A 21,393-nucleotide genomic window follows, 5' to 3' on the forward strand; every position below is an offset into this window, starting at 1 on the left:
ATTGGTAAGACATATTTTAGTATGCGAAATTCTATGAAACAGGAACCCTGTGACTTTAGTCATGGGAGGTTCAGAGGAGGGGTTACTTGGTTTAAAATATGGGAAGGAAGGAAAAATTGCGAGTAGATATATATTACTTTAATACTTACCTTCCTATTAAAAGAAAGGTGGTGTTATATTGAGTAAAATATTGATTATTGATGATGAAGTAGACTTAGTAATGTTACTTGAAGACGAGTTAAAGGGAAAAGGGCATGAAGTATCGATAGCTTATGATGGACAGACTGGTATAGAGTTATCAAAAAAGCAGCCTGACCTTATCATACTAGATATTATGATGCCTAAAATGGATGGTTTTGAAGTATGTCAGGCAATTAGGGATGATGTCTTGTGTCCAATTATATTTTTGAGTGCAAAGCAGTCAGAAACTGACAAAATCAAGGGCTTGACCTTTGGAGGGGATGATTATATAACAAAACCTTTTGGACTACGTGAACTTATGGCAAGAATTGAAGCCAATTTGCGTAGGGAAAAACGGTCACAGTATATCAATGAAGAGAACAAACGCTCTACATTGTACTTTGGAAAGTTATGTCTATGTATGAGGGAACGTACAGTTAAAATTGATGGTAAGGAGATTGATTTAACTAAAATAGAGTATGATATTGTTGAACTACTAGCACTCCATGCAGGACAAGTTTTTTCTAGAGAACAAGTCTATGAAAAAGTATGGGGATGCGATTCTGAGGGTGATTCTTCAACTGTTGTTGAACGAATTAAAAAAATACGAGCTAAGTTTGCCGCTGTGATGCCAGAAAAAGAATACATTTCTACAGTTTGGGGAATTGGATATAAGTGGAATAAAATGTAAGGAAGGAGAAAATATTAAATGAAAAATCAATCACTTATAACACAATTCAGGCGCACCTTTCTTTTGATTATAGTGGCTAGTATAGTCTCCACAGTAATTACTTATGTGTTTGCTATTTACTTGTTTATATATTCATTAAATAAAGACATTTATCCAGCAAATTATTATGAGAGGCAAGTTTCTGGAATTGAGGCATACGTTAATGAAAAAAACATAGACTTGTTATCTCAATCGAATGAAGACGAATTAAAAAGTGTTATTCATGGGAATGGGATTTTATATCAAGTTGTGGATGATAATGACAATGTCTTGTATAGTACTAATCCACAAAAACCATTCAAGACAAAAGAAGAATTGTTTAGCAATTTTAGCAAAAAAACTTCTCATAAAGGAAGTTATATCTATACTATTCCTATCAAAGATGACAATGGGAAGGTTGAGGGAGCTGTTATTCTATCCTATGTAGTAAAAGTTACATTTGCAAATAATAGGGGGAAATTTATAGGTGTAATTATTGCAACTGGTTTATTCTCTCCATTCCTATATATTATTGGGTTTACTATATGGTTTTCTAAAGATTTTGTAAAAAATATCAATAAACCAGTACATCTCTTAATCGATGCATCCAAGAAGATAAGAGAAAAGAACCTTGATTTTGAAATCGACTACTACTCAGATAATGAACTTGGAGAACTTTGTAGTGCTTTTTCTGAAATGAAAGATGAATTAAAGAAATCTTTATCTGTACAGTGGAAAATGGAACAGGAACGTGTTGAGATGGTAGAGGCTCTAGCACATGACTTGAAGTCTCCTCTTTCTATTATTTTGGGATATACAGATGCACTTATTGACAATAATTTAGAGGGTAACGAAAAATTACACAGGTATCTTACAGTTATAAGAGAAAATACAGAAAAAAGTGCATCTCTTGTTCAGAAAATGCAATACACTTCTGATTTGGAAAAATCAAATATACAATTGAACCTCGTCCCTGTAAATTTACCTGAGTTTTTGGAACAAAAGGTACAGGGCTATGAATTACAGGCTCATCAAAAAGAAATCAAGCTTGTTTTAAAAATACAGGGTAATATACAATCTCCAGTTCAAATAGATGTTGATAGATTGACACGAATTTTTGATAATATTATATCCAATAGTCTAGAATACACTCCAGTAGGTGGTAGTATTAACATCATCGTAGAAGCTGAAAAAAACTATATCTATTATAAGATTTGTGATTCTGGTAGTGGGTTTAGTTCTAAAGATTTGAAAAAGGCTCTTGATAAGTTTTATAGAGGTGATGAGGCTAGACAGACTAAAGGTGGTCATTCTGGTCTTGGACTTTATATTGTTAAGCAATTAGTGGAACAGCTTGGAGGTTCTGTCAAAATAGAAAATTCAAAATCAGGTGGGGCATGTGTTATATTTTGGCATGTCTCTTAATTACTTAAAAGCTTTATAAATTTAACTTATATATTTTAAATCAAAAGAGGAGTGATATTATGCCTCCTCTTTCTTAAATTTCAATTAATATCTATGCAGTCAATTATATTCATCTTTTTTACTTTTCTTAATGGAATAAGAGTGGCTATTATACATGCAAGTATAGAAACAAGAGTAGCTTGTGAGATTGAAAGAATTGGTATATTAGCAAAATCAAGTTTTTCTATAGTTGCCATGTTTATGATAATGGCACTGGCATATCCAGCAATAGAACCAAATATGGCTGCGAAAATTCCATAGTAAGCACCTTCCCATAAAAACATCTTATAGAGGCTACTATTACTCATACCAATAGCTCTTTTAACCCCAATCTCATTAATTCTAGTATTTATATTTGTATTAGTTGTGTTAATTATGTTTAAAGTACCAATCAAGCCCACAAACAGGATTACTGCCCATGCTAGAAATTCTATTTGTTTAAAACTCTCTTTGAGTTGCTTGTCTGATTCGATATATGATATCCAATGAGAACCTGGGTTGTTTTTACAAATCTGTTCTATAGATAATCTTATTTGTTCTAAATCTGACTTATCTTTAGCATAAATGTTTATTTGATTGAACTTGTCCTTGTTTGTCAAAGTATCATAAACAGAGTCATATACAAGAATATCAACACCATTTAGCCAACCCTTACCTTGTAAAATAAACATTTTATCTATTGTATTATATATTTCTAGTTGCTTTTTATTTATTGTAATACTGTCCTTTGGCTTTAGGCTTGTATATTTAGTTTTTATACCTGGAGTAGAAATCGCAACTGGATTTTTTATAAAACAAATAGAACCATTTTTGAAATCTTCTAGTGTAGAATCTGTAATAGAAGGCATACAATCTTTTAAGGTTTGCTCATCGATTCCAATGATTTTTAACATCTCACCACTATTTTCAAAATTGATATTTGTATCTATTTCCTCTTGTTTGTATTCTGAGTATTTTATAAAAGAAGTACGATTGATATCTTTCATGCTGTTTATTTTATCTAGAGTGGATTTATCAAAACCAGTTATTTCGTTTGTTAAGGAGAAATCTCCTTCTTTTAAACTACTTACTGATTTAGATACATCTAATACATTAGAAAACTCACTCAGTGCAACGAATACTGTTATACTCATAAATAAAGAGAGTATAGTTATTATAGTTCTTCCTTTATTTCTTTTTAAGTTTAACCATGCAAGATGTCTTTCAAAGTTTTTTATTGTTTTTTCTTTTCTAATCTTTCTTTTGATTTTAGTAGTAGTACCAGCCATAGCAGTTTTTGGAGATACATGTGAAGCGTATATTGCTGATGGTAATGCCGAAATAAGTGAAAAAATCAACGACATACTAGAACTTACTAATAATGGGAATAGATAAGCATTTGAGTTCTTATGTATAATCTCAGTTATTTCTGTATTATTATTTGCTAGAAGTATATTTGGGTTTAAGATATTAGTTACCATTGTAGTTATGCTTTCAGAAGATATAATTCCAACTATAACTCCAATAGGTATAGCAATAGCACATAAGATTAAAACTTGTAAAATAATAAGCTTATATAGTTGCTTTGGTTCAGCACCTATTGCTCTTAGACATCCATATTCTTTAATCTTCTTTGTAACAGATATTTTTAAAATATTATAGATTACAAGTCCTGAAGCCAATAAAACTAATAAAGCAACGAATAAAGATACCAATATAATAATAGATATACTATCATCATTAGAATTATCTTTTTCAAACTGTATCCCAAGTGCATTTAAATAAATCCAATTATACTGAATTGAATCGTGAGGAAGACCTATATTTTTAGCTAATTGATTCACTATTTCTTGAAATTCGTCTTGTTGTTTTACTTTAAAATCTAATGAAGATAAGGCATATCTCTTAGGCAGAAAATTTTCTGATGTGCCTTTGCCTACAATACCATTTACTATGCCACTTGCATATCCTGTATAATCATCTTCTAAAATACCACTCAATTTAAAGTTGGCTGTGTAATTATATGCTGGTATAGTATCTTTTAAAAGTGAAATATCCAAATTCATAGGTACTGTTATACCTAGTTTTGGTTTTATACCCATAAGTTTTAGCGTATTTTCATCTAAGGCTATTTCATTATCATTTTTAGGAAGATTTCCAGACTTTAATTTTGTTAACTTTGGATAGTTGGAAAGTCCTATTTTATCATACTCTTTTACAAGTACAGAGATACCAGAATCCTTTATTTTACTAGTACCAAGAGCTATTGAAGTACCAGCTTGATAAATTCTATTATCTTTCTTTATTTTATCAACTTGATTTTTGGTAAGTTGATGAAAGGATACATGCCTATCCCCATTAAAAGAGCGAGCTTGTTCAATTCTTAAATTTTGAAGTATAGCAATTGACTGTCCAATCACAGTCGTCATAATGGTTGATAGTACTATTGCGATAATAATAAGCGCAGTCATAAGTTTTTGGCTTTTTAATTCTTTTATTGAAAGTGAAAGATAACTCTTCATTATTATTCCACCTCCATAAGTGCGCCATCAATAATTGAAAGTCTTCTATCAGCAAGTTTTGCAATTCTATCATCATGAGTGATTACAACTAAAGTCTTACCAAACTGTTTTGAGGTTTTGATAAGAAGATTCATAACTTCGCTACCACTTTTACTATCTAAGTTTCCTGTAGGCTCATCAGCAAATACTATATCTGGTTTTGCAATAAGTGCTCTTGCAATTGCAACTCTTTGTTGCTGACCACCTGAAAGTTCATGAGGAAGATGGTGAAGTCTGTCTGTGATTCCAAGTAATGATGAGATTTCATTTAAGTATTTTTTATCAGGTTGTTTTTTATCTAGAAGTACAGGCATTAAAATATTTTCTGATGCTGTAAGAACAGGTAAAAGATTAAACTGTTGAAAAACAAATCCAAAGGACTTTCTTCTAAGAGCAGATAATTCCTTTTCACTATATTTATATATATCTTTATCATCCAGAAACACCTGTCCAGATGTAGGGTTGTCCAAACCACTTAAGATATGTAAAAGCGTACTTTTTCCACTTCCAGAAGGACCAATTATAGAAACAAATTCTCCTGAGTTTATTTCTAAATTGACATTATTAAGTGCAATAACTTTATTGTTGTCAGAACCATATATTTTTGATAATTGTTTTGCTTTTATAATCATAAAAAACACTCTCCTTTTCTATATAAGAAGAGTGTAAGTTTTAAAACTCAATTTTTTCTCAGTTTCTCAATTTTATTTACTTAAAAATTTATTTCAAAAAGATATAGTCTATAAATTATAAATTAACAAAAACTTATAGAAGAGCAGTGGGGATTGTAAAATTGCTTTAATTTTTTGTTGAGAATTTAGCTGTAATTTTAGCACTATTGGATACGTTATTTTCAACAGAAATAGAGCCACCATGTTTTTCACATAATATCTTAGATATATAAAGACCCATACCAAAATGTATGTTGTTGTTATTTGAAGCCTTATCTCTATAAAAAGGTTTTAAGGCTGATTTTAGAGATTCTTCACTAAATCCTATCCCATCATCTTCAATTACAAATGTAAGAAGTTCTTGTTCAAAATATATGAGTATAGATACATTATCTTTCGCATATCTAAAAGCATTTGATACTATATTTTCAATAACTCTGAAAATAATATTTTCATCAAACAATAGATTTATATTATTTAGATTACTTTTAAGTGTAAAAGATTTTTCTTCTTGTTTAGCAATGATAGATAGATTTCTATCTAATTTTTTTATAAACTTGTCTATATTCAAGAGAGCTTTTGAAACAACTAAATCTTCCAATCTTTGAGAACTACTCATATTCTCTACATAACATTCAATTCTATTAATATGCTCAGACATAAGTTGTGTAGTTGATAAAATCTTTTCATCACTAAGTTTTCCTGTTGGTATGTATTTTATTAAATAATTTGAGTAACCTTTTAGAACGGTTAGAGGATTTCTTAAATCATGGGAAAAAGCAGTATTGAGCTGTTTCCTATCATTAATCATAGTCCACATTTTTATATTATTTTTCTTTAGTTCTGACCTCATTTTATCAAAAGCATTGCAGAGATTACCTAATTCATCATTATTTTTATATTCTAAGCAAAAGTCTAAGTTATTTTTAGATATTTCAATTGCACCTTTGTTGAGTATTTCAATAGGTGTTTTCAATTTTATCTTATAAAAAATTATATCAGCCAGTAATAAAAATCCTATAAAAAATACAAGTGGAAGCACAAGTTGAAGTGTGCTAATTGCATTAAGTAATGTTTTATCATAATCACTAAACTGGTTAATATTATTTTGTAGTATAGTTATAGTTCCTGTATGTAGAGGTGTACCTAAATACTTATTTTGTATAGAGTTATATATATTATTAAGTAAAATGTACGATAGAGCTGTAAGTACTGATGCTATAATTAGTGAAGATAAAGTAAGAAAAAAGAAAGACTTTTTTAGTGACATATTATTTATTTTATCCATTTGTAACCAACTCCCCATACTGTTTCTATGTAATTTTCAAGAGTATATTTTGATAATTTGATTCTTATTTTTCTAATATGCTCCATTATAACATCGCTATTGCCATTACTATTGTATCCCCAGATTCTATCATAAATTCTTTCTCTATCAAATACTTGACCAGGATTCATGGAGAGAAGCTCTACTATATCAAATTCTTTTTTCGAAAGTGAGACTTGATTGTTATCTATAGAAATTGACCTTTTTTCATAATCTATTACTAAATTATTATAAAATTTAATTTTGGTTTGTTTAGACTTTCTTTGTTCTCGTCTTAAATGAGCAGACACTCTAGCTTCAAGTTCATCTAAGTCGAAAGGTTTTACAATAGAATCATCAGCACCAGCACGAAAGCCATTTATTTTATCAGTATTTTCAATCTTAGCAGTAAGAAATAGAATAGGGCATGATACATAATCTCTAACTCTATTACAAACCTCAATCCCATCTATTTCGGGCATATTTATATCAAGTAAAATAATATCTGGGTTCATGGATATTTTTTCTAATGCATCTTTTCCACTTTGAGCAGTGAAGACCTCATAATCGTTCATTTCAAAGTAATCTTTTAAGAGTGTTATTATCCCTTCTTCATCATCTACAACAAGTATTTTATTGTTCATAAAAATTCTCCTTTCTAAATAAAAGTCTTTAAAGTATGCTTATTCTAGTATAAAAATCTCAATAAATTATCAAATTTCTATGTGTATATCAAAACTTAATCATTAAAGTTAGTATATTTTGAGGCATTAAATAAATCAAGCATATGATTGTTGGTAATTTTAATTGAAGACATATTTTATATCAATTAAACATCAGATAAATTATAAAAATGAATTAATATACATTAATCAGTTGATATATCACTTACTGTTGTTTTTTATATTTGATTAAAATATAATTGATATACCAACTAATTTTATTTTAGATAGTTATTAAATAAATAGAGAAATCTCGATGTTGATGTTTTGTTAAAAGAGAAGGGGTATGAATTAAAGTTAGGTTCAGGTATACAAATGGTTTCTAATTATATTTGTGAGTACAGCATTAAGGATGATAAAAAAATTAGTAATTTACTTAGTAAAGCAGAACTTAAGGCTAACAAAGTGTCAAAGGAGATTTTAAATAAGAAAAGCAATAAAATTGGTAAAACAAATTTTATATATAAAAAGTTATATAAAAAATATATTTCATCTTGTGCAAATCAAGATAGATATTTTTCTGTTGAAGATAGTTGTATAGAATGTGGTATTTGTTCAAAAGTATGCCCTGTAAATAATATTGACATTGAAGAGGGTAGACCAAGATTTTTACATAATTGTGAACATTGTTTGGCATGCGTGCATTGGTGTCCTAAACAAGCAATTTAATGGAAAGATGTAACTAAAGATAGAAAGAGATACCATAATCCAAATGTAAAGTTGGAGGATATGATGAAGGAAACTATTAAGGATATTTGATAAGAAAAGATATATATTTATTAGTGGATAGATTAGTAATTAAGAGAGAAGTTACATATTATAAAAAGACATGGTGTTATTTTATAGTGTGTAACTTCTTCAATAAATTATTTTTTAGTATTTTTAAACCATTCTATTGTAGCTTTTTCCATATCTTTAGGAAGTATGTTATTATATACTTGATTATATAACCATGATAAAGTCTTATTATTCAAGTATTTTTTCATTTCATTCTCAGCTTCTAGCATTACTACTTTTATTAAACAAGGACATTTAGTATGCGTGTCTGGTAAATTTTCTTTATCTAATAATATGTTATTTTGTCTAATTTCTGCACATTGGAAGAATGATTCTTTTCCTTCTACTGCTTCAATAACATCCCAAAATGTTATATCTTTTGCATCACGAGCTAATGCATATCCACCTTTTACTCCTGGAACAGATTTTACTATTCCTGATTTACTTAATTTAGCATATATTTTTGATAGATAAGTTTCTGATATTCCTTGAAATGTTGCCAAATCTCTAATTCCAACAGATTTACCTTCTTCTAAATTCACCATATATAATAAACAATGTAGTGCATATTCTACTCCTATTGAAAACTTCATTACAACAAAACTCCTTCTCTAAAATAATATCTTTAATAATACATTATTATTAATTATCATTCAACCCATTACCTTAATATCAAATTTTATAAAATAATATAATTTTTATCATTGACATAGTGTAAAAACTATTATAGTATAATTAAGGATAATTAATATCGACGATAATAAATATCTTTGATATATTTTTTAAATATTTATCAATTTAAGAATGATTCTTAATATACAGGAGGAAATATAAAATGTTTACAGAAAAATTTTTTGAAGTATTAAATAATGAAGGTGTAGTTTCTATAGTAACTTATAATAATAGTGAGGCTCATGTATCTAACACTTGGAATAGTTATATAGTTCTTGCTGACGAAAATAAAATCTTAATTCCAGCAGCTGCAATGATTAAAACAGAGGAAAATATTAATATCAACTCCAAAGTTAAATTAACTATTGGTAGTCATGAAGTAATGGGATATAGATACATGGGAACAGGATTTTTACTTGAGGGAAAAGCTAGATTCTTAAAAGAAGGAAGTGATTTTAAACTGATGGTAGAGAAATTTCCTTTTTTAACAAGAGTATTAGAAATTACAGTTGAGTCTTGTAAACAAACTTTATAAAGTATATTTTAAATTTGAGGAGAAAATTATGCCAAGAAGAATTAATAAATCTAATTGTATAGGTTGTGGGTCTTGTGAGAAAGTATGTAAGGTTGGATGTATAACAAAATTAGAAGAAAAAAGAATAATTAATGAATCTGTATGTGTTGACTGTGGAGCTTGTCAACTTATATGTCCTAAAAAGTGTATATCTCCAAATCAATAGAAATATCATCAAGTAAATAGAGTTAATAGTAAAATAATGATTTATTTGCTAAGTCAAAACTATGAAATATGGTGAAAATAGTAGTGTTTGTTAGAGTACAACTAGAGAGAGCTATTGCAGAGCAGATTTAATTTGCTCATGCAATAGCCTCATCTCTTATGTTTATTATTTCAAAGTATTAAGTTCATATAAGTCTGTTCTTCTATGTTTAAGCAAAGGTAACTGTTGTCTTATTTCAGGAATTAAATCTCTATCAATATCAGCATAAATAATACATTCCTTTTCGTCTGCTTGAGCGATAATTTTTCCCCAAGGGTCTGAAATTCTTGAATTGCCAAAAGCTATGTAGGAAGCATCTTTATTTCTAGCAGGTGCAGCACCAACATAGAATATCTGATTATCTAAAGCACGCATTCTTACAGATAACTCCCAATGAGCAGGGCCAGTAGTCATATTAAATGCAGCAGGCAAAATAACGATTTCAGCACCTTTAAGAGCCATTAAACGTGATAACTCAGGGAATCGAATATCATAACAAATAGCTATACCAACTTTTCCATATTCAGTATCTATTACAGTAACATCATTTCCTGCTGTAAGAGTATCTGATTCTTTAAAACTAACCTTTCCTGTAACTTCAATATCAAATAAGTGCATTTTACGATGTTTTCCAATTAGAGTTCCACTTTTATCAAATACATAGCAAGTATTATAGATTTTTCCATCCTCTAATTCAGGTATACTACCAGACACTAGATAAATTCCATGCTTTTCAGCTAATTCACTCAATATAGTTGTCGTTTCACCTGGATATTCTTCAGCAAATTTAGGAAAGTATTTATTTTCATATGGACAGTTAAACATTTCTGGCAGAATCACAATTTTAGCTCCATTGACGGCAGCTTCTGTTACCATTTCTACAGCATGATTGATATTTTCAATTTTATTTTCTGTAGTCATCATCTGACATACTGCAATTTTATAGGAATTCATAGAAATTACTCCTTTCAATATTTTTATGTTATTATAACATATTAAATAAAAATTAGATATTCTTAGATTCTTATAAATAGGTAAATAAAATAAATAAGTGTATCTAAAAAAATATGTAGATATTATTATGATTATGGGCTATATCCATATATTGACTTTTCTTATATATGTTGATAGTATTATAAATACAATAGAATAATTAATAGAGTTTTATAGGGTTCCGCAATTATTAAGGATTGGTCTGGTCCGAGATAAAACCCACAACATAGTTTTGTTGTGAACACGGAAGGATAAAAACCTGGGAGATATTTTAGAATATTTCTCAGGTTATTTTATTGGTAAAAAAAGAGATATTTGAAAAGAGGGATGATTTTATGAAATGGTTATTTTTATTTATTGCAGGTTTGTTTGAAGTTTTTTGGGCTTTTCAACTAAAAAATTCTCATGGATTTTCTAAATTAACTCCAAGCATACTTACTGTTGTTGGAATGATTGTCAGTTTTTACTTTTTATCATTAGCACTTAAACATCTTCCACTTGGAACTTCATATGCCATATGGACTGGCATTGGTACAGTTGGTACAGCTATTGTAGGAATTGCTATATTAAATGAGCCTATCAGTATAGCTAGAATTGCATGTATAGGTCTTATTGTTGTGGGGATTGTAGGTCTAAAGTTGTTGTCTACTAATTAGAATAACTTAATTTAAATAAGCTATGAAAGTAAAGATTTTCTAAATGTCTTAAGATAATTACATTTAAAAATTCTTTACTTCATAGCTTTTCTTTTTTACAAGTTTATTATATTTGAAAATTAGATGTATATACTATGTATTATTTTGCTAATAAAAGAGCAGTTAAATCCATAGGGTCAACTATTACACCATCTTTATAAACACGCATATTTCCAGATGCTATTTCATCTATTAATATTACTTCATCATTGTAGAATCCAAATTCAAATTTGATATCATAAAGTTCAAGTCCTTTTTCAGCTATAGTATCACGAACTATATTAGAAATTTTTTGAGTCATACTTTTCATTGAATCAAATTGAGCTTGAGTCATAATATTTAAAGCTTCTAGACCTTCAGATGTTATAAGTGGGTCACAACGGTCATCATCTTTTAAAGTTGCTTCTACATAACAATCTAGTTTAGCTCCTTCTTCAACACATGAACCATAACGACGTAAGAAACTACCAACAGCTCTATAACGACAAATAACTTCTAATCCATTACCAAAAACTTTTGCTGGTAGAACTTCCATAGTTGCTTCTTCTAAATTAGCACCTACATAATGAGTTTTAATTCCAGCATTGTTTAGAATTTCAAAGAATTTAACAGATGTTTCTAAATTAGCTCTACCAATTCCATCTATACTTAGGCCTACACTATTTTCACCTGGATCAAATACACCATCTTTACCAGTTACATCGTCCTTAAATTTTAATAAGTAATTTCCATTATCTAGTTCGAAAACATCTTTAGTTTTTCCTTGATACACTTTTTTCATAAACAACCTCCAAAAAGTTAAATTATTATATTGAATAAGGCATTAGTGTCAAAAAAGTTCTGATATTCGCATGAAGATTTATGTTGATACCTTATATTTAATATTATATCACAAATAGTAGTAAAATTTCCGAACATTTTTGTAAAAATAATAAAAAAAGTACATTTTATAGATTTTATGATATAAGACATATCACAGAAGGTGAGTGTCATTTATATTGACACACATAAGGCTTCATATAAAAAAAAATTGACACACTTTGACACACATTTAATGATAATCTGATAAATCGCATGAAAACAGTATTTACATATATTGGCATGGAAGTTGCTTAATATATTTAACGTATAGAACATGAATGTATATTTAAATAAAATAAACAATAGGGGTGAATGGTAGTGAAGTCAGTTAGATTCTATGGTATAAGAGATACAAGAGTTGAGGATGTAGAGGTACCAAAAATATTAGAAAACGACGATGTGATAGTAAAAGTAAAAGTAGCTGGAATATGTGGCTCTGATATATCAAAATATTCAAAGACAGGTCCACATATGGTGGGAGAAATTTTGGGTCATGAATTTTCTGGAGAGGTAGCTCAAATTGGTTCAGAAGTAAAAAATTTCAAAATAGGAGATAGAGTTGCTGTTTGCCCAGCTATGCCATGCTTTGAGTGTGATGAATGTAAAAAAGGACTATATTCAAGATGCAATAATGTATCAATAATAGGAAATAAAGAGCTTGGAGGATGCTTTGCTGAGTATACAAAGTTAAAAGAAAGAAATTTAATAAAAATACCAGATGAAATAAGCTATGAGACAGCTGCTGCATTGGAACCAGTATGTATAGCAGGACATGGTCTTTTTAGGTCAGAGACTAAAGTTGGAGATACTGTTGTAGTACTTGGAACAGGACCAATAGGATTATTTTCAATACAATGGGCAAAGATATTTGGCTCTACGAAAATAATAGCTGTGGATGTGTTTGATGAAAAATTAGAACTAGCAAAAGAGTTAGGGGCAGATATATGTATAAATGCAAAAGACAAGAATCTTATAGAGGAAGTAAAAAAATTAACTAATGATGCTGGTGCAGATGTTGTTATTGAATCAGCAGGAACTCCAATGACATGTGGTCAAGTGTTGTTGTTAGCTAAAAAGGGGGGGACAGTGTTGTATGCAGGAGTACCATATGGAGATGTAGCTTTAACTAGAGAACAATTTGAGAAGATAGTACGAAGTGAATTGACTGTAAAAGGAACTTGGTTTGGAAATTCATTCCCATTCCCAGGAAAAGAATGGAGTGCTGGGTTATATCATATGAAGAAAGGGGATATGAATGTTGAAAAATTAGTAACACATAGAATAAACTTGGAGGAAGTGCCATCTTATTTTGAAAAAATATACAAAAGAGATATTTTCTTTGGTAAGATAATGGTTAATGTAGCTAATTAGATTATAGTATTAAAGTAATAATTTAAATTTATATAAAAAGTTTAGTTAAGAAAGGTATGATTCATATGGCAGGAATAGTTATAGCTGCACATGGAAATATGGCTAAGGCAATGTTGGAAAGTGCCGAATTAATAGTAGGCAAACAGGAAAAAGTGGAAACTTTAGGATTAAACCATGGTGACAGTATAGATGATTTTAGTAAAAGATTAGAAAATGGAATTGAAAAATATAAAGATGAAGGTGTTTTATTATTGCTTGATTTTTATGGTGGAACTCCATTTAATACATCTGCTATTGTAATAAATAAATTTGCTAAAGTATGTGAATTAGAATGTTTAACAGGTGTAAATTTACCTATGCTTTTAGAATTATTTTTAAATAGAGAAAATATGAAACTAAAAGAGTTAAAAAATTTATGTGAAGAAGTTGGTATATCAGGAATTAAAGATGTAAAAGCAGTTTTAAATATATAAAATAAAAATCTGGAGGAATTATTATGAGTAATATAGCATTAACAAGAATTGATGATAGATTAATACATGGTCAGGTTATTACTGCTTGGTGTAAGATTACATCAGCAAAAAGGATAATAATAGTAGACGATTTGGTTGTAAAAGACCCATTCATAGTTCAAGTTTTACAAATGGCAGCACCATCAACTGTTAAGGTTGAGGTACATGATGTAGAATCAGGTGCTGAGGTATTAAAATCATATAATGGGGATGAAAATTTAATAGTCTTAGTTAAATACCCTAAAACTATTTTGGGTCTAGTAAATAATGGAGTAGATTTAAAAGAGTTAAATGTTGGAGGTATGGGAGCTGGACTTGGAAGAAGAAGTTTTTATAAAAATATATCTGTATCAGATGAAGAAAAAGAAATATTTAAAGAACTAATATCAAAGAATATTAAGTGTTTTATACAAATAGTACCAGATGCAAAAAAAATTGATGTAGGAACGTTATTATAAAAATACTATCTTGTGAATCTTTAGGAGTAGATAAGGAGGAAGTCTATGCAAATTTCATTAATTCAGGCAGTATTAATAGCAATTTTTTATTATCTTTCTTGGAGTCCATGGTTGACTTATGTTGGATTTTTTACATGGAATAGACCTTTGTTAGCTGGATTTGTAACAGGAATTATATTAGGAGACCCTGTTCAAGGTGCAATTATAGGAGCAGGTATAAATATGATATATTTGGGATTTATATCAGCAGGGGGGGCTCAAATGGGAGACCCAGCTTTTGCAGGATATGTGGGGACTGCTTTAGCTATAGCATCTAAGCTAGATGTAAGTACTGCAATGGCAATAGCAGTTCCATTAGGTACTGTTGCAACGGTTCTTTGGATTGGAAAGATGACAGTAAATTCTTTTTTTGCACATTGGGCTGATAAGGAGGTTCAAAAGGGAAATGTTGATAAAGTAGCATTTATAAACATAGTACCTCCACAAATACTATTATTTGCAATGAGTTTTATACCTGCATTATTAGTTGTTTATTTTGGACCAAATGCCATAGATGGGATGTTGGAAGTAATGAATGATAATGTACTTCATGTATTTAATGTAATTGGAGCTATGTTACCAGCGCTTGGAATTGCTATGAATTTAAAATTGATTGGTAATAAATTTACTATGCCTTTTTTCATATTAGGGATATTAATGGCTGTTTATTTTAAAGTAGATATAATAGTAATATCTGTTATTGGGGTAATACTTGCTCTTACAATTACTTCAATCAAGTACGGAAAAGATAGTGCTACATCTTAAATACATGAGAGGGGGAAAATATTATGTCAGATATAAAAAGTGAAGTGTCTAAGAAAACGTTAAGCAAGAAGGATGTAATAAAATCATGGTTAAGATGGTTTTTCTTTGCGCAGTCTAATTATAATTATGAAAGATTACAATCAACAGCATTTTCACATTCAATGTTACCAGTACTTAAAAAACTATATCCAGATAAAGAAGAGTTAAAACAAGAAGTTGAAACTCATTTGGCATTTTTTAATACAGAGCCTATATGTGGATGTGTTATACATGGAATAACAATAGCAATGGAGGAAGAAAAGGCTAATGGTGCAGATGAGATAAGTGGAGATGGTATGAATGCAATAAAAACAGGCTTGATGGGTCCATTAGCAGGTATTGGTGATACTTTAACTCAGGGAGTTATAACACCAATAGTGTTAGCTGTTTGTATTGGTTTAACTGAGGGAGGAGCATCAATTGCAGGACCTATATTATTTGTAATAGCTCAATATGTAATAATGACTTCAATTTCTTATGGAATGTGGACAAATGGATATAAGTACGGTAAAAAAGCTGTTGAAAGCATACTTCAAGGTGGGATAGTAAATAAGGTTATAGAGGGAGCTTCTATACTAGGGACTTTAGTTATGGGAGGACTTGTAGGTAGATTTATTAATTTATCCACACCAATAAGTTATACTAGTGGAGATTTTAAATTTAGTCTTCAAACTGATTTACTTGATAAGATATTTCCAGGATTAATTCCTTTGGTACTTACATTATTAGTACTTTTTGCCTTAAAGAAAGGACTTTCTCCAATAAAAATAATGTTTATATTAATAGTAGTGGGAGCTATTACAGGTATTGTGGGATTATTTTAAATAAATGTATATACTGTATGTGTCAAAGAGGATTATAAATAGATTGATTAAATTTATAATAGAAGTAGTAATAAAAGGTATAGTAATTAGGGTAAATTAAATTCATAATAGAGTAATTTTTAAGATTATACACATTATACAGAGTATATAATCTTTTAAAAAGTACCTCAGAAAGATTTTTAATCTAGATGAGGTACTTTTTTATTTGTACATGAAAATTTAAGTTGATTTAAAAAGATAGCAATTACATGTAATTAATATATTATAAATAATTGTAAACTTCTTGTAACATATATTTTATATAATTGAAGCAATGGATATAATATGTAATATGATAATAAATTTTAGGGATGTGAATAGATGAATATATTAATTGCTGATGATGAAATTAGTATGCTTAAGATACTTTGTGCATATTTCAAAAAAGAAAATTTCAATGTACTTACTGCAAAAAATGGGGAAGAAGCTTTAGATATTTTTTATGAGAATAAGATAGATTTAGCGATATTAGACTGGATGATGCCAGTAATTGATGGAATAGAGGTTTGCAAAGAAATAAAGGAAAACAGTAACACAAAAGTGCTTATGTTGACTGCCAAAAGTCAAAGTGAAGATGAGATAGAGGCACTTAATATAGGAGCAGATGAATACATAAAAAAACCATTTGACCCTAGAGTTTTAATAATAAGAGCGAAGAAACTAGTAAATTATAAGAATACAATCAATATTAAAGATTTAAAAATAGATTTTAGTTCAAATAAAGTTTTTAAAAGTGGCAATGAACTACCATTGACTAAAAAAGAATTAGAATTAATGCACTGCCTAATCAATAATAAGGGGATTGTTTTATCTAGAGAAAAACTTTTAGATTTAGTGTGGGGCTTGGATTATGATGGAGATTTTAGAACAGTAGACACACATGTAAGGAGATTAAGAGCGAAGATAGGAGAAGATATAATAAAAACTTATAGAGGATTAGGGTATAGTTTGGAGGACTTTAATGACTAAACTAAACAAAAAACTGTCCATAAGCATATCCATAGTAGTTGTGGTTGTATATGTGATGTCGATAGCTATAAATAGTATGTTTATTCATAGATATTATTTACATGAAAAAAGAAATATATTGGATAATATTGCAGATGAAATCAAACATAAAGACATAAACAGATTAAAGTCAGATATTGATTCTATTGAAGAAAAAAATAATACAGATATAGTATATATAGAATTAAATGAAGATTACAAAGATAAGGGCAATATAGATAAAATAAATAATGATTTATTAAATGCATTTTGGAAGAAAGGTCTAAGTTTAAATAAATTTTGGATTGAAGAAGATAGCTTAAAAAACATTGATAATAAAAGTATAAATAAAATATATAATCAGGGTAAAACCAAATATAGTTTACTTGTAAAATTTATGAAGAAAGATAATTACTTGTTTGCTATATCTATACCTATAGAACATTCTGAAGAAACTATTAGTATTGTAAATAGATTTAATATAATTATGGGTATTTTTTCAGTAATCATAATAACTATACTTATATTTATATTATCAAATAGAATCATAAGACCTATGGAAAAGCTAAAACTTCTATCTAAAGATATATCTGAATTGAATTTTAGAACTGAATCTATAAAAACTAATGATGAAATAGAAGAATTAGCCTATAGCATAAATATAATGAGTGTAAAGCTTGAGAAAGCACATAATGAATTGAATAAGAGAAATAAGAATCTAAAATCTTTTATATCAGATGCATCTCATGAAATGAAAACTCCAATAGCACTCATAAAAGCATATGCTATAGGTATGAAAGATGGGCTAGATGATGGTACTTATACTGATACAATAATTGAACAGGCAGAAAATATGGCTAATACAATAAATACTCTTTTGTACTGGGCAAAATATGAGAAGAGAGAAGTTAATTTGCATCCAGTAGATTTAAAGGAAAGATTATATAAAAGTTTAAACAACTATGAACTTTTGATTGATAAAGGTAGTATAAGTGTTAAGTGTAGTATAGAAGATAGAGACTTTGTAATAAGTTCAGATAAAGATAGTATAGATATAGTATTTAATAATTTGATTAGTAATGCGATAAAGTATACTAGTAATAATGAAATAGAGATTAATCTTTTTGAAGAGAATGAGAATGTTGTATTATCTATAAAAAATGGTATAGATTATGATATGGAAGATGATATAGAGAATATCTGGAAGCCTTTTTATGTTTTAGAGAAGTCGAGAAGTAAAGAACTTTCTGGCACAGGTCTTGGTCTTACTATAGTAAGAACTATACTTGAAGAAAATAATTTTGAATACAGGGTTGAAATTTGTGAAGGAATGATAGAATTTTATATTATCTTTATAAAAGTAATTTAAATTAAAATATAAATATAAAGAATAATTAAAAAAATATCATAATTATTTATTTTTCATATGGAAAAAAATGGTTTTATAAGATATAATTACAAGTATAAATAATAAAATTTATTTGTAAAAAAAGTAGCACTTTTAATTCTAAGGGCTACTTTTTTTATGTAAAATCCTCTCTTTTACTACAATTCATTAACAAAAAAATTAAATCTACGTTAAAGTCTAAATTTACTAATTTTTCAATTAATTAGAAAACTTCTTTATTTCCTTATAATAACTATAATGTAAAAAAATAGTAAATAAATTATATATTAATTATAAAATCATTATAGTTAGAAAACCTCTTTAAAATCAAGCATTAAGTATCCCTTAGAATTAGAACGGGAACAGAATTAAAAAATTTAAATGTTATCAAATGGACAAGGGGGAAAAATACAATGAAAATACCAAAGAAGATTGCTGCCATGCTTACAGTTACAATGATAGCTGGAAGTTCAACAGCAGGTATAGCTAGTGCACAAACTGTAGCAACAAATTTAACGGGACAAGAAAGATATGAGACTGCTGTTAAAATAAGTCAAGATGGATGGAAAAATGCAGATGAGGTAGTAATAGTAAATGACTCATCTATAGCAGATGCGTTATCTGCAACACCATTTGCAAAGGCAAAAAATGCTCCAATACTTTTAACAGGTAAAGATAAATTAAATGATAAGACAAAAGCAGAAATACAAAGATTAAAAGCTAAAAAAGTATACTTGATAGGTGGAACTTCTGTATTAAGTACAAATATAGAAAAACAAATAAAAGATTTAAAAATATCTTTTGAGAGAATCTCTGGAGCTGAAAGATACCAAACATCTTTAGAATTAGCTAAGAGATTAGATGCTATAAGTGATGTTAAGAAAATAGCTGTAGTTAATGGTGAAAAAGGGCTTGCAGATGCAGTAAGTGTGGGAGCACCAGCTGCACAAAACAATATGCCAGTAATACTTGCTGATTCTAAAAATGGAACAGCAGTAGCAGATAAATTTATAAAGGATGCAGGGATAACTCAATCTTATGTAGTAGGTGGAGAGAGTTCGGTTTCTGAGGCTATTAAAAATAAACTACCAAATAGTACAAGATTAGGTGGAACAGATAGAAATGATACGAATGCAAAGGTAGTAAAAGAATTCTATAAGAATACAGATTTAAAAAATGCTTATGTGACTAAAGATGGTATGAATAAACAGGACCAACTTATAGATGCATTAGCAGTAGGTGTATTAGGTGCTAAGAATCAATCACCAGTAGTTTTAGTTGGAAAAAATTTATCAGCTTCACAAAAATCTGTAGTTAACTCTAAGAGTTTTGATAAAATAACTAAAGTCGGTGGAAATGGTAATGAGACAGCATTCAATGAAATGAAGTCATTACAAGAAGTAAGTACAATTGAAGCTAAGACAATTTCTGAGTTAAAATCAGCTGTAGATAAAGCTACTGCAAATGATGTTATAAACTTTAAACCAACCAGTGAGGTTAAAGAAGCATTTACAATACAAACTGATAAAGCAGTAACAGTAAACTTAAATGGTACATATACAAAGACTGTAACTATAAACATGCCTAATGGGGATGTAAACAACTATGCAAAAGTAGATGATGCAGTTATAGATGATGTAAAAGATGGAACTTTCATTAACTATGGAAAAATAACTAACTTAAAGGTTAATGATAAAAATGGAGCTAAGATAGAGAATAATTCTAAAGGTGAGATTGGTAGTTTAACAGTAGCATCTGGAGCAAGCCAAGTAAAAGTGACTAATGGTGGAAAGATAACTACAGTTACAAATAATTCTAAAGGAACTACTATAGATAATAAGGGCTCAATAAGTAGTGTTAAGGGAGATAATTCTCCAACAATAAGTGGAAATAGTCCAAGTTCTAATTCATCAGGAGGAAGTTCATCAAGTGGAGGAGGTTCACATGGAGGAGGTTCATCTTCAGGAGGAAGTTCTTCTAATCAAACATCAGTAAATAATGAGGCAGCAAAAATAACAAGTGTAACTACACCAGCAAAAGATGCAACTAAACTGACTATGCCATCAGTATCGAGTGGATACACAATAAAGATAAAATCATCAAGTGATGAGAGTGTTATAAAAAAAGATGGAACAATATTACCACCAAATACAGCAACATCAGTAAAATTAGTGTTCACAGTAACGCATACATCAAGTGGAAAGACAGCAGATACAAAGGAAATTTCTGTAATAGTACCAGCTAAATCAACTGATGAAGAATTACAGACAGCAGTAAATAATGAGGCAGCAAAAGTAACAAGTGTAACTACACCAGTAAAAGATGCGACTAAATTAACTATGCCAACAGTAGCAAGTGGATATAAAATAGAAATAAAATCAGCAGGTGATGAGTCTGTAATAAAGAAAGATGGAACAATAATACCACCAGATGCAGAAGAAACAGTAAAAATAGTGTTTACAGTAACACATATATCAAGTGGTAAAACAGCAGATACAGCAGAGATAGATGTGGTAGTGCCAGCAAAATCAACAGAAGTAGTAATAGGAGAAGGCTCAGTAGCAGGAGCAACAGCAGGAGATAAGGAAATAACAGGATTAACA

The 21,393-nt window shown here is 29.1% G+C and carries 20 protein-coding genes, 1 pseudogene and 1 riboswitch; of the genes and pseudogenes, 14 read left to right on the forward strand and 7 right to left on the reverse strand.

Annotation, left to right across the window (positions count from 1 at the left end):
• The first annotated feature begins 178 nt into the window (after nt 1-178).
• Nucleotides 179-871, forward strand: coding sequence for a response regulator transcription factor (locus tag Q3304_RS16930; RefSeq protein ID WP_407815048.1), 693 nt, complete (start codon nt 179-181; stop codon nt 869-871).
• Nucleotides 872-889: 18 nt separating this feature from the next.
• Nucleotides 890-2,314 carry an ATP-binding protein gene (locus Q3304_RS16935; RefSeq protein ID WP_407815047.1) on the forward strand — a complete coding sequence of 475 codons (1,425 nt, stop codon included), beginning with the start codon at nt 890-892 and terminating at the stop codon, nt 2,312-2,314.
• 80 nt (nt 2,315-2,394) lie between these two features.
• Here the strand turns inward: Q3304_RS16935 and Q3304_RS16940 are convergent, their stop codons facing one another.
• From Q3304_RS16940 to Q3304_RS16955, 4 genes are all read right to left on the reverse strand, one after another.
• Nucleotides 2,395-4,854: an FtsX-like permease family protein gene (locus Q3304_RS16940; RefSeq protein ID WP_407815046.1), complete on the reverse strand. Its 2,460-nt coding sequence runs from the start codon at nt 4,852-4,854 to the stop codon at nt 2,395-2,397.
• 2 nt (nt 4,855-4,856) lie between these two features.
• The gene (locus tag Q3304_RS16945) at nt 4,857-5,525 is read right to left on the reverse strand and encodes an ABC transporter ATP-binding protein (RefSeq protein ID WP_407815045.1); all 669 of its coding nucleotides are present in this window, start codon (nt 5,523-5,525) and stop codon (nt 4,857-4,859) included.
• Between the two features lie 166 nt (nt 5,526-5,691).
• A complete protein-coding gene (locus Q3304_RS16950) occupies nt 5,692-6,852 on the reverse strand; it encodes a sensor histidine kinase (protein ID WP_231301611.1) in 1,161 nt (386 codons plus the stop codon).
• Nucleotides 6,840-7,514 (reverse strand): response regulator transcription factor, encoded by a 675-nt coding sequence (locus tag Q3304_RS16955; protein ID WP_407815044.1) that lies wholly within the window; start codon nt 7,512-7,514, stop codon nt 6,840-6,842. The genes Q3304_RS16950 and Q3304_RS16955 overlap by 13 nt, the downstream gene beginning before the upstream one ends.
• A gap of 345 nt (nt 7,515-7,859) precedes the next feature.
• On the opposite strand from Q3304_RS16955, the gene Q3304_RS16960 reads away from it, so the two are divergent.
• On the forward strand, nt 7,860-8,261 hold the full coding sequence (locus Q3304_RS16960; protein ID WP_407815043.1) for an EFR1 family ferrodoxin: 402 nt from the start codon (nt 7,860-7,862) through the stop codon (nt 8,259-8,261).
• Nucleotides 8,262-8,458: 197 nt separating this feature from the next.
• On the opposite strand, the gene Q3304_RS16965 is transcribed toward Q3304_RS16960, so the two are convergent.
• The gene (locus Q3304_RS16965) at nt 8,459-8,962 is read right to left on the reverse strand and encodes an Rrf2 family transcriptional regulator (protein ID WP_054269026.1); all 504 of its coding nucleotides are present in this window, start codon (nt 8,960-8,962) and stop codon (nt 8,459-8,461) included.
• Between the two features lie 242 nt (nt 8,963-9,204).
• Between Q3304_RS16965 and Q3304_RS16970 the strand changes: the two genes are divergently transcribed.
• On the forward strand, nt 9,205-9,576 hold the full coding sequence (locus tag Q3304_RS16970) for a pyridoxamine 5'-phosphate oxidase family protein (protein ID WP_054269027.1): 372 nt from the start codon (nt 9,205-9,207) through the stop codon (nt 9,574-9,576).
• A 28-nt stretch (nt 9,577-9,604) separates the two neighbouring features.
• Entirely contained in the window at nt 9,605-9,781 is a 177-nt protein-coding gene (locus Q3304_RS16975) for a 4Fe-4S binding protein (RefSeq protein WP_054269028.1), read from the forward strand.
• A 165-nt stretch (nt 9,782-9,946) separates the two neighbouring features.
• Here the strand turns inward: Q3304_RS16975 and Q3304_RS16980 are convergent, their stop codons facing one another.
• On the reverse strand, nt 9,947-10,774 hold the full coding sequence (locus tag Q3304_RS16980; protein WP_219673717.1) for a carbon-nitrogen hydrolase family protein: 828 nt from the start codon (nt 10,772-10,774) through the stop codon (nt 9,947-9,949).
• Between the two features lie 201 nt (nt 10,775-10,975).
• A riboswitch (guanidine-I (ykkC/yxkD leader) is annotated at nt 10,976-11,081 on the forward strand.
• A 67-nt stretch (nt 11,082-11,148) separates the two neighbouring features.
• Here Q3304_RS16980 and sugE point away from each other — a divergent pair.
• On the forward strand, nt 11,149-11,469 hold the full coding sequence (gene sugE / locus Q3304_RS16985) for a quaternary ammonium compound efflux SMR transporter SugE (RefSeq protein ID WP_054269030.1): 321 nt from the start codon (nt 11,149-11,151) through the stop codon (nt 11,467-11,469).
• A 139-nt stretch (nt 11,470-11,608) separates the two neighbouring features.
• Here sugE and Q3304_RS16990 read toward each other — a convergent pair whose 3' ends face one another.
• Nucleotides 11,609-12,289 carry a phosphoribosylaminoimidazolesuccinocarboxamide synthase gene (locus tag Q3304_RS16990; RefSeq protein WP_021382918.1) on the reverse strand — a complete coding sequence of 227 codons (681 nt, stop codon included), beginning with the start codon at nt 12,287-12,289 and terminating at the stop codon, nt 11,609-11,611.
• A gap of 392 nt (nt 12,290-12,681) precedes the next feature.
• Between Q3304_RS16990 and Q3304_RS16995 the strand changes: the two genes are divergently transcribed.
• The 8 genes and pseudogenes from Q3304_RS16995 to Q3304_RS17030 all read left to right on the forward strand — a co-directional run.
• Nucleotides 12,682-13,740, forward strand: coding sequence for a galactitol-1-phosphate 5-dehydrogenase (locus Q3304_RS16995; protein ID WP_223152973.1), 1,059 nt, complete (start codon nt 12,682-12,684; stop codon nt 13,738-13,740).
• Between the two features lie 56 nt (nt 13,741-13,796).
• Nucleotides 13,797-14,213: a PTS sugar transporter subunit IIA gene (locus tag Q3304_RS17000; protein ID WP_161803362.1), complete on the forward strand. Its 417-nt coding sequence runs from the start codon at nt 13,797-13,799 to the stop codon at nt 14,211-14,213.
• Between the two features lie 23 nt (nt 14,214-14,236).
• Nucleotides 14,237-14,710, forward strand: coding sequence for a PTS sugar transporter subunit IIB (locus tag Q3304_RS17005; RefSeq protein ID WP_054269033.1), 474 nt, complete (start codon nt 14,237-14,239; stop codon nt 14,708-14,710).
• 45 nt (nt 14,711-14,755) lie between these two features.
• Entirely contained in the window at nt 14,756-15,514 is a 759-nt protein-coding gene (locus Q3304_RS17010; RefSeq protein ID WP_054269034.1) for a PTS sugar transporter subunit IIC, read from the forward strand.
• Nucleotides 15,515-15,537: 23 nt separating this feature from the next.
• Nucleotides 15,538-16,377, forward strand: coding sequence for a PTS system mannose/fructose/sorbose family transporter subunit IID (locus tag Q3304_RS17015; protein WP_054269035.1), 840 nt, complete (start codon nt 15,538-15,540; stop codon nt 16,375-16,377).
• Between the two features lie 360 nt (nt 16,378-16,737).
• Nucleotides 16,738-17,385, forward strand: a complete 648-nt coding sequence (locus Q3304_RS17020) for a response regulator transcription factor (protein ID WP_054269036.1) — start codon at nt 16,738-16,740, stop codon at nt 17,383-17,385.
• Nucleotides 17,378-18,772, forward strand: coding sequence for an ATP-binding protein (locus Q3304_RS17025; RefSeq protein ID WP_407815042.1), 1,395 nt, complete (start codon nt 17,378-17,380; stop codon nt 18,770-18,772). Before Q3304_RS17020 ends, Q3304_RS17025 begins: the two co-directional genes overlap by 8 nt.
• A 431-nt stretch (nt 18,773-19,203) precedes the next feature.
• Nucleotides 19,204-20,772: pseudogene (locus Q3304_RS17030) on the forward strand (cell wall-binding protein CwpV); the annotation flags it as partial.
• Nucleotides 20,773-21,393: the final 621 nt, after the last annotated feature.

Origin of the sequence: Clostridioides sp. GD02377 (assembly GCF_045899875.1) — a bacterium.
Taxonomy (GTDB): domain Bacteria; phylum Bacillota; class Clostridia; order Peptostreptococcales; family Peptostreptococcaceae; genus Clostridioides; species Clostridioides difficile_A.